At 52.9% G+C, this 1,085-nt stretch carries 1 protein-coding gene; it reads left to right on the plus strand.

The genetic code is table 11. The features are described 5' to 3' along the window. Positions 1-63 precede the first annotated feature (63 nt). Positions 64-1,078, plus strand: a protein-coding gene (locus V8L70_RS22800) for an IS630 family transposase (RefSeq protein ID WP_101146788.1) whose coding sequence is annotated in 2 segments (ribosomal slippage) — positions 64-450 and positions 452-1,078 — 1,014 coding nt in all. Because the reading frame shifts where the segments join, the coding sequence is not laid out codon by codon here. Positions 1,079-1,085 lie beyond the last annotated feature (7 nt).

Below are 1,085 nucleotides of genomic sequence, written 5' to 3' on the forward strand. Positions count from 1 at the left end.
TAAGTACCTGATCTAAAGTTTTCGTGTAATATCCATGCCAGGATTTCTGACACGGACAGAACCATGGAAAAACGCTTCGTTGCCCCTCTCACTGAACCTGAACAACAGACGCTGACCTCCGCCTATCACCATGGCGAGAAGCGCGCTCTCCGTCGTCGGGCGCATGCCATTCTACTGAGTGACCAAGGCCATACTATTACCCAAATCAGTGAGATACTTCAGGTTCGCCGCGATGCCGTATCACGATGGTTCAAGCAATGGGAAGTGTCCGGTTTTGATGGTCTCACCGACAAACCGCGTAGTGGACGAACACCCGCCCTCGATGAACACGATCACAAGCGACTGCAAGCGTTGGTAGCCGAGCATCCCCATCAGATTCGCGCCTTACAGGCTCGCTTTCAAGAAGAGACTGGCAAGTCTGTCGCCACGGTGACACTGCGCCGGGCGTTGAAAAAAAAATGGCCATAGCTTCAAGCGCATTCGGCATTCACTCAAGACCCAGCGTGACGAAACGGACTTTCGCAAAACGCAAGGCTTGATGAAAGCGCTTCACGAGCGAGAGGACCAAGGCGAGCACGAGCTCTATTACTTTGATGAATCAGGTTTTTCACAAGCGTCGTCGGTGCCGTATGCGTGGAGCCCTATCGGCAAGCCCTGGGAAGTCACTGCCTACTCCCGCAGCCGAAGGCTAAACGTGCTGGGCTTCCTAAGCCGAGCCGGAAAACTGGTCTATCACACGACAACCGAGACAGTGACCACGGAAACGGTCATAGAAGCGTTTGACCAGTTTGTGATCCAGAAGGATCCAGACACCTTCGCCGTTGTGGTGCTCGACAATGCCAGCATGCATCGCTCCAAGGCCTTTAGGCGCAAGAGGGTGGAGTGGATGTCGCAACGTGTGCATCTGATCTATCTGTCTGCCTACTCACCAGAGCTGAATCTGATAGAGATTCTGTGGCGGCAGATGAAGTACACCTGGCTGCCCTTGAGTGCCTATCTCTCGTTTGAACGTCTACATGAAGAGGTACACCGCTTACTCGGTGGTTACGGAACTGATCACGCGATTAATTTTGAATAGGCACTTA

Origin of the sequence: Vreelandella arctica, from assembly GCF_037070215.1 — a bacterium.
In the GTDB taxonomy this organism is placed as follows: Bacteria; Pseudomonadota; Gammaproteobacteria; order Pseudomonadales; family Halomonadaceae; genus Vreelandella; species Vreelandella arctica.